The sequence below is a fragment of the Bacillus sp. LR_5 genome (assembly GCF_042709275.1).
In genome coordinates, this window is the sequence record NZ_JAVAXX010000253.1 from 1 (window position 1) to 9221 (window position 9221).

Below are 9221 nucleotides of genomic sequence, written 5' to 3' on the forward strand. Positions count from 1 at the left end.
AAGTTGACTTGATATACAGACATAAAAATATTAATAGTTTAGGTAGCTTAGTAAATTATTTAAATGGATACAGAGCATTTCTAATTGATTGGATACCAGTTAATGTATCTAACGATAAAATTTCCAAGCACTCAAAAAATATTGATACTATTGAACAAATTGTTGAGAGGCTAGAAAACTTTAAAAATTCAATAAGAAAACTCAAGTGAGTGTCTCGAAATCAATCATTTTTGAAAATGACTTTTGGTAACAATGATATATACTTTGTAGATAATTGAATAAAAATAGGTTTCAAAAAAATTCTATGAGTTCCAAAATAAAATAGTTTCCGCAATAACCGCCCTGTTAGTCGTCTAGCTTAGGGTGGTTTTTGTTATCAGATCTATCTGAATACATTTGTAATGTCATGTATTGCATTAGCTGTATAGGTAAATAAAGAATTCATGTATTAAGAGTCATTATGCTACTCTTAAAGCGTTACGGAGAACGTACTATAAGTAGAGGAAAAAAGTTATAAATAAGGCGGTATTTTTTATAATCAGGAACGGGTAATGGCTGTGAAAAACATTGATATTCGTTTCACGATAGCTTGAGTATAAAGTGAAAATCTCTTGGATTTGTTACTTCTGTATAATTGAAATCGACTTAAATATATATTTAACATACTTATAAAAGGTAACTGGACTAGTTAGCAATTTGCTGTGTTAAACCATAAAAAAGAGCCCAGAGAATTCCATCCCTGAACCCCACATCCCTCACTTCATATACCGATACTCCCGCAAACTCTCCAAAATCGCAACTTCCTGCAACAGTTCCTCACCCACATTCGTTTCCTTCACTTTCTTCCGCTCAAGCTCTTTGTCCACTAATCGCTTCACCGTTAAGACATCAGTTCCGGTGCTTAGGACTTCTGCCTTGGAGTTGAAGTGTTTATGGGCGACGAGCTGCATGCCGTAGGAGTTATATAGCAGCGTGTAGCCTGCGATGCCTGTTGTGGATTGGTAGGCTTTGGAGAAGCCGCCGTCGATGACGATCATTTTTCCGTTTGCTTTGATTGGGTCTTCTCCTTCGATTTCTTTTACAGGTGTATGGCCGTTGATGATATGACCATGATCTGGATTGAGGCCGAATTCTGCCAGGATGTTTCGGCAGGTTGCCTCGTCTTCGCGTAAATAATAATACGGGTTTTTCTTTTCTTTATGTGTTTCCTTCTCTTTGATGAAATACCGCTCAAATGTCGTCATGGCGCGTTTTCCGAAGAGGGAGGAGTATTCGCCTGTCCATAAATACCAGGCCATATCTGTCGCCAGGTCATCGGTTTCTTCCGGGTGGGCAAAGGCTTCTCGCAAGAACCGTTCAAATACATCGAGCAGCTCACGGCCCGCATACGGTTTATCCTCAATCATCATCGTTTCCATATTGCCGTTTTCATCTACAGGAATACAGCCGTGAATCAACAGGTTGCCGTTATATTTTAAATAAAGGCTGCCTTTTTTCATCATAAAATTCATATGGCGGCCCAGCTTTTCGGAATGCTGGACAGAGAATAGCAGCTTGTCTATGACTTCTGCTTCTTCTTCTAATAGCTGATCTGGCTGCTCCGGATTTATCGTCGCAAAGCAGGTGTTTTCCAGTTGATATGTTTTTCCGTTTAGCGTGATTTGGTTTTTGTCATAATCTATTTTCTCTAATAACAGCCGCTCTTCCATATTAAAGTTCGGCCGTCTCTTGATAATCGGGCTCTCAAGCTTGAATTGGATCATGGCAATCGCTTGATGGATTTTTGTGATTTGCTTAATCTCATCCTCTGGCCTGTTTTCGTCTGCTTTTGGACGGAACGCTGGATTATCATCGTAATATTTTTCGGCCAGGTTCAGCAGCGGTCTCAGGTTGATGCCGTACACGTCTTCAATAATATCCAAGTTGTCGTAGCGGGCACAGATACGGATAATATTGGCCAAGCACACTTTGGAACCGGAGTAGGCGCCGATCCAAAGGACATCGTGATTTCCCCACTGAATATCGACAGAATGATAGTTGATGAGTTCTTCCATAATCCTATCCGGCTGCGGTCCGCGGTCGTAAATATCGCCGACCACATGCAGATGGTCGACCACCAATCGCTGAACGCTATAAGCAAGCCCCGTGATCAGCTTATCGGCTTGGCCAAGCTCAATGATCTGATCAATGATTTCGGAGTAATATTGCTCCTTGTTGCCAGCTTGTTCTGTTTTGTATAACAGCTCCTCCGTAATATAAGCAAACTGGGCAGGCAGTGCTTTGCGCAGTTTGGAGCGGGTATACTTGGAGGAGCAATAAGAAACGAGCTTAATCATTCGGTTAATCGTTTCTTTATACCACTCGTTTAATGCTGGTTTCGCATCAAAGTCATGTTTGATTAACTTCAGTTTGTCTTCCGGATAATAGACCAATGCTGCTAATTCATCAATTTCTCTATCGTAAATGACACCGCTGAAAATGTCGCGTATCTTCTCTTTTACTCTTCCTGAACCATTACGCAGCACATGCTGGAATGCCTGATACTCCCCGTGCAAATCACTGACAAAATGCTCGGTGCCTTTTGGCAGGTTCAGTATCGCTTTCAAATTAATGATTTCCGTTACTACTTTTTCTTCACAATCGTATTTTTGTGCGAGTAGATCTAAGTACTTGCTTTCCAAAATCGTCCATCCCCTTTTTAGAATAAACCCCTATTTATGAGCATGTGCATGATAAGGTGAATTTAAAAGTATGACATTATTTTTCATCATTGGACCTTTATATGATAGTACCGCATAACTCCTTTTATAGACAATTGAAACGGGTGAATAAAGTGAAACACAAAAAAACCAGATGTTAAATCTGGTTTCCTGTAGCTGTTCGAAGCAAACTATTGTTGTTTTTCTTTCACCATCTTGATAAAGAGGAAAAAGATAATGAATATGATAAAGTAGTTCATTGGATTCTTAACAGTATCCAGAGAACGAAGATGGCTTGATTGCAGGGATGATGATTTTGTATATGTCGACCACCTTCCATAGTTAATGAAAGAAGAGGGGTGTTTCTTTATTAGAAACAAGATGCAGCAGCCTACAACAAAAAACTATTAGCCTGTACCACAAACTGCGACTGCTCATAATTATAAGAAATCTTCGAGTAATCAAACGGAATACCATTCGTCAGATGAAAGATACTCTCAATATAAAGCTTCGGCAGTCCAGCTTTCAGCCCCAAATACTCCGCTTCCTCCTCATTCAGCTGGCCCACGTGCAGAAACAAATCAGAAAAACCAATCTTCAATCCCAGTCCTTCTCTGATGTAATGGAAGATGGAGTGGGAGACGATTTCGTTGTTTAAATACGTCACGATGGATTTGTTGTAATAGGATTCTTCGTAGCAAAGGGTTTGGCCGTTGATGTAGCGGACCCTTTTGACATAGTAGATGTCTTCATCAAGTCCGATGTTTAGATTTTCTGCCGCTTCCGGTGTCGGCTTTCTCACGTCCAGCTCAATGACTTTTGAGGTGACGTTGAAATCCTCGAGATCTTTTTTAAATCCCTGATTCGACAGGAGGCTGATATAGCCTTTTCGTTTATGCTTTCTGACGAAGATGCCGCTTCCTCTGAGCTGAAAGATCGCGCCTTTTTGCTCTAATAGATCCAGGGACTTTGTGATTGTGCTTTTGCTGACTTCAAACTGGGCCATGAGGGTTTCTAGCACTGGCAGTTTGTCTCCCTGTTTGAGCTGGTGTTCTTCTATATATGTTTCAATTTCCGCTGCGATTTGCTGGTACTTTAACATACGCATTCCTCATTTATTCGTTTAGTTTCACTTGTCAAAATTATAGCATAAACCGCTTACAATCATAGTCAGTATACAAATATTTTGTTTGGGTATTGATAAATTATACCGATACAATTATAATGAAAGCGCAACCAAAACTAAGGGGTGGGTGAAAATGTCGGGGAAAGTGAGAGATTATACGAGACTAGCGAAAGACATTTTGGAGGCCGTAGGCGGGGAAGAGAATGTAATAGGAGCTTCTCGCTGTGCTACTAGGCTTCGGTTGGTACTGAAGCGATCTAACCCTAAAGCGAAGGATATCGTGAAGTCGATGCCCGGCGTCATTACGGTTGTAGAGAACAGCGGTCAATTCCAGGTTGTCATTGGACAGCATGTAGGGGAAGTCTTCGAGGAGTTTTCAAAGCTGGTCCATATTGATCTTTCTGGCGAACAGAGCGAGAATAAAGGAACGATGTTGAACCGGATCATTGCGACGATGTCAGCTGTGTTTGCGCCGTTTGTGTACATTCTGGCCGCTGCTGGTATTTTGCAAGGGGCATTAATTATCATTAACTTATTGTTTGCTGGTTTTGAGAAAACAGGAGTTTATCAGGTTTTCAGTTTCATATCTTGGGCGCCGTTTACGTTTTTGCCTATTTTTATCGCGATTACGGCATCAAAGCATTTTAAGACCAACACGTATATCGCTGTAGCGTGCTGTGCCGCGTTAGTCAGTCCGACATGGGCGGAGATGGCGGCTCAAATTGCAGACGGAAAGAGCATTTCTTTCTTAGGGATTGCTTTATCGCAAACGACATACACGTCTTCCGTGCTGCCGCCATTATTTTTAGTGTGGATGTTGTCTTATGTTGAACGATTCTTGAATAAGAGAATGAACGAAGTGGTCAGACCGTTGTTTGTTCCGTTTCTATGCATGGTCATCATGGTGCCGTTAACGATTGTTCTCATTGGCCCTGTGACAACATTAGGCGCAAATGGAATTGCAAACGGTTACAACTTTTTGGCGGAAAACGTGCCGGCTTTGGCTGGGGCGATCATCGGCGCTTTTTGGCAGGTCATCGTGATCTTCGGTGTACATTGGGGCATCACGCCGATGGTATTGGCAAACTTTGATTTATACGGTCGGGATTCATTTCAAGCGTATCAAACGATTGCGGTCATTGCGCAGGTTGGGGCCGTGCTTGGCGTCATTTTGAAAGCGAGAAACAAGGAAACGAGAAAAGTCAGCGTCTCTGCTGGAATCACAGGACTGTTTGGCATTACAGAGCCGGCGATCTATGGTGTAACCTTGAGATTTAAGAAGCCGTTTATCTTTGGCTGTATCTCCGGCGCGGTTGGCGCAATCGTGGCAAGCTTCTTTCATCCGTATTACTTTGCCTATGCGGGACTTCCGGGACCGCTGACGATCGTGAATGGTATCAATGAACAATTCCCGACATCCATTTGGGGCATTTTAATCGGTGCTGCGATTGCGGTGATTCTCCCTGTTGTGCTGATTCAGATCTTTGGCTACGGTGAAGATACTGCTGCACAGACGGAAAAGGAAAATGGTCAAACGGCACAGGCAAATGAAGAAACCGTATATGCTCCGTTTAGCGGCAAGGTGATCCCGCTTTCTAACGTGCCTGATGAGGTATTCAGTTCAGGTGCAATGGGACAAGGGTTGGCGATTGAGCCATCCGATAATAAATTGTTTGCCCCGTTTGACGGAACCGTCGTCATGGTCGCGCCTACAAAGCATGCGATCGGCCTTCGTTCGGCGTCTGGCGTCGAATTGCTTGTGCACATCGGACTGGATACGGTGACATTAGACGGCACTCCTTTTACCTTGAAGGTGAAAGAGGGCGATACAGTCAAAAAAGGCGAAGTGCTTGTTGAATTTGATAAAGCTTTCATTGAAGAGAAAGGGTTAACAACGATTACCCCAGTCATCATCACGAATTCACATGCGTATCAGGAAATTCTCATTGAGGATCTTGAAGAAAGTACGATAGACCAAAAATTATTTACAGTCGTAAGCTGAGGAGGAATGAAACATGGGAAACATGACGAAGGATTTTTTATGGGGCGGTGCTTTAGCTGCCCACCAATTTGAAGGCGGATGGAATCAGGGCGGTAAAGGGCCGAGTGTCGTCGATGTCATGACAGCGGGTGCGCACGGTGTGCCGAGAAAAATCACTGACACTATTGAAGAAAACGAATTTTATCCGAATCATGAAGCCATTGATTTCTATCACAGATACAAGGAAGATATCGCTTTGTTTGCAGAAATGGGATTAAAATGCTTGCGGACGTCCATCGGCTGGAGCCGGATTTTTCCGAAAGGCGATGAGGCTGAACCGAACGAAGCGGGTTTGCAGTTCTATGATGATGTGTTTGATGAATTGCTGAAGCACGGGATCGAGCCGGTCATTACCCTGTCTCATTTTGAAATGCCGCTGCATTTGGCAAGAGAATATGGCGGCTTCAGAAACCGGAAAGTCGTGGACTTCTTCGTCAACTTCGCAGAGGCTTGCTTCAACCGTTACAAAGATAAAGTGAAGTACTGGATGACATTTAACGAGATCAACAACCAAATGGACGTGAACAATCCGCTGTTCCTATGGACGAATTCAGGTGTGGTGGTTGGAGAAAACGAAAACGCCAAGGAAGTCATGTACCAAACGGCGCACCACGAATTAGTGGCGAGCGCTTTAGCAGTGGCAAAAGGAAAAGACATCAATCCAGACTTCCAGATTGGGGCCATGGTGTCACACGTGCCGATTTATCCTTTCTCCTCCAATCCTGAAGATGTGATGCTGGCTGAAGAAGAAATGAGACAGCGCTATTTCTTCCCGGATGTGCAGGTTCGCGGTTATTATCCAAGCTACGCGTTGAAGGAATTTGAACGGGAAGGCTATCATATCACATTTGAAGACGGCGATGATGAGATTTTAAGAAACGGAACCGTTGATTACTTAGGCTTCAGCTATTATATGTCCACAACTGTGAAAAGCGATGTGGAAAATGATAATACGGGCGATATCGTCAACGGCGGCTTGCCGAATGGTGTCGAAAATCCGTACATCACATCGAGTGACTGGGGCTGGGCAATTGATCCAACTGGGCTGAGATATACGTTAAACCGTTTTTATGACCGGTACCAAATCCCGTTATTCATCGTTGAAAACGGCTTTGGCGCGGTGGATACGCTGGAGGAAGACGGCAAGATTCATGATCCGGAACGAATTCAATATTTGAAATCACATATTGAAGCATTGGAAAAAGCGGTTACTTACGACGGTGTAGATTTAATTGGCTACACGCCGTGGGGAATTATTGATATCGTCTCCTTCACAACAGGGGAAATGAAAAAACGCTACGGCATGATCTATGTTGATCGTGATAATGAAGGAAACGGATCCATGAAGCGATATAAGAAAGATTCATTTGAGTGGTACAAAAACGTCATTCAAACGAACGGCGAGGAATTATAAGCTGCTGGCCCGAATCGAGTACTTTTACTGAAGTGCCTGATTCGGGTTTTTTGGTGTGATATGAACTGACATCCAATGATGGGAATAGATTACCAGTGCTGATTGCTATGTTATGATTTCACCTGTAAGATGCTTTTTTGTATAATTTAATATTAGAACGGAAAAAAGGGAGGGAGTTTGTGAGTAAAAAGGGATGAAAGCGGGTGTCCGGCTGAAGATTTTAAGATTATGATAGAGTTCCCTAAGCAAATCTCCTGACAAAAATTTGGCGAGGAAGGGGCAACATCACATTGAAAAACATTTTAATAAGAGCTGGCATATCACCATTTGATACATTCAATGCAGCTGAAATGATTGTTCGCAACTCCATTGGCGGCAACGTAGGAAACTTAGTATATGCCTACAGTGTGTTTCGTACGCTGATGACAGAAGAAACGACGATTACACCAGATTATTATCGGGTTAATCCGGCAGATGCTGAACAAATTAATAAAACATATGATATGTATATTATTCCGCTGGCAGATGCATTCCGCGAGGATTTTGTACCTTCTTTACGGAAATATACCCAATTAATTAAGAAACTAACCATTCCGGTTGTTGTGATTGGGGTTGGTTTGCGTGCTCCGTTTGAACCAAAATTAAATGAGGGTTTTCCTTTTGATCAAGATGTGAAAGCGTTTGTGAGTGCCGTGCTGGAGAGATCAAATATGATCGGTGTCCGCGGTGAAATCACAGCGAAATACCTTTCCAGATTAGGATTCCGTGAAGGTATTGACCATACGGTAATTGGCTGTCCTTCTATGTATGCGTTTGGAAGAGAACTGAAGATAAGAGAAACCCATATTACACCAGGTTCAATGGTGACGGTTAACTCATCAAGGCTGTCTCCTAAGCATGTACTGGACTTCATTACGAGAAGCATGAAAGAGTTCCCGAATCATTACTTTATCCCGCAATGGCGAAAAGAGATGATTCTGACGTATGCAGGTGCTCCTGCGATAGCGAAGCCTGCTGATAATTATCCGGTCAGCATGGAAGACCCAGCTTATCAGAATGATAGAGTCCGTTTCTTTTTAAATGTGCCGACATGGCTGGATTTCCTGAGACAAGCTGATTTAAGCTTTGGCGCAAGGCTGCATGGGAATATCGCAGCAACGATTGCCGGAACACCGAGCCTTTTGCTTCCGAAAGATGCAAGAATGCGGGAATTAGCTGAGTACCATCAGTTAACGCATGTCATGGCAAATGAGATAACAGATCAGACAAAACTGTCAGAATTAATTGAAACACTTGATTTTCATCAGCCTGAGAAACGGCAAGCGCAAAACTTTGACCATTTCATCAGCTTCCTGAATCAAAATCAATTGGATCATATTTATCAAGAGAAAGCGATTCCTGATACCGTTCCTTTTGACGAAAAACTATCTAACACGAAGTTTCTTCCGCCTGTGACTACAGTTAGCGGCTGCAGTTCCACAGAAACAGCGAAACGCTGGGAAGCGCTTATGGCATTAGAAAATGCCAAAAAGGAAAAAACCATTAAAGATCTGAAAAAAAAGGTCAAAAAGTATCAGGGCACTTTAAATAGGAAATCAGTGCGTATCGCTTTAAAAACAGCAAATATGCTGAGTGTGAAGTGACCATTCACTAACATTACAACTATATTACAATTGTATAAAACATGCAATATTTTTGGAATAAAAAAGAAAGCCGCAAGCTGCCAATCTGGCAATATTGCGGCTTTCTTGTATTAGTTGCGGATAAGGTAATCAAACGCGCCGAGAGCGGCAGTTGCACCTGATCCCAAAGATTCGTATTGTTTGTGCAACCATCAGTCAAGTTGGTTCATTTCATTTGAGGGGTCTGCCTTGTTTTTAACGGCAGCCCCTTTTCTTCAAATCTTTGAAGGAATGTATTCCATTTTTGTTCAAAGTATCT

6 protein-coding genes and 1 pseudogene are annotated in these 9221 nt (G+C 42.5%); 4 read left to right on the top strand and 3 right to left on the bottom strand.

Annotation, left to right across the window (positions count from 1 at the left end; genetic code table 11):
* The coding region (locus tag RAC86_RS30315; RefSeq protein ID WP_377886358.1) for a hypothetical protein at positions 1-209 on the top strand (209 nt) is incomplete at its 5' end.
* Between the two features lie 546 nt (positions 210-755).
* Here RAC86_RS30315 and fbp read toward each other — a convergent pair.
* From fbp to RAC86_RS30330, 3 genes and pseudogenes are all read right to left on the bottom strand, one after another.
* Positions 756-2681 carry a fructose-1,6-bisphosphatase gene (gene fbp, locus RAC86_RS30320; RefSeq protein WP_072565571.1) on the bottom strand — a complete coding sequence of 642 codons (1926 nt, stop codon included), beginning with the start codon at positions 2679-2681 and terminating at the stop codon, positions 756-758.
* 209 nt (positions 2682-2890) lie between these two features.
* A pseudogene (locus RAC86_RS30325) lies at positions 2891-3023 on the bottom strand (hypothetical protein).
* A gap of 67 nt (positions 3024-3090) precedes the next feature.
* Positions 3091-3801 (bottom strand): GntR family transcriptional regulator, encoded by a 711-nt coding sequence (locus RAC86_RS30330; RefSeq protein ID WP_072565570.1) that lies wholly within the window; start codon positions 3799-3801, stop codon positions 3091-3093.
* A 157-nt stretch (positions 3802-3958) separates the two neighbouring features.
* Here RAC86_RS30330 and RAC86_RS30335 point away from each other — a divergent pair, with 157 nt between their 5' ends.
* The 3 genes from RAC86_RS30335 (at position 3959) to RAC86_RS30345 (ending at position 8923) form a co-directional block, all read left to right on the top strand.
* On the top strand, positions 3959-5827 hold the full coding sequence (locus RAC86_RS30335; protein WP_072565569.1) for a beta-glucoside-specific PTS transporter subunit IIABC: 1869 nt from the start codon (positions 3959-3961) through the stop codon (positions 5825-5827).
* Between the two features lie 13 nt (positions 5828-5840).
* Positions 5841-7280, top strand: a complete 1440-nt coding sequence (gene bglA / locus RAC86_RS30340; protein ID WP_072565568.1) for a 6-phospho-beta-glucosidase BglA — start codon at positions 5841-5843, stop codon at positions 7278-7280.
* A 290-nt stretch (positions 7281-7570) separates the two neighbouring features.
* Positions 7571-8923, top strand: coding sequence for a polysaccharide pyruvyl transferase family protein (locus tag RAC86_RS30345; protein WP_072565567.1), 1353 nt, complete (start codon positions 7571-7573; stop codon positions 8921-8923).
* The last annotated feature ends 298 nt before the right edge of the window (positions 8924-9221 follow it).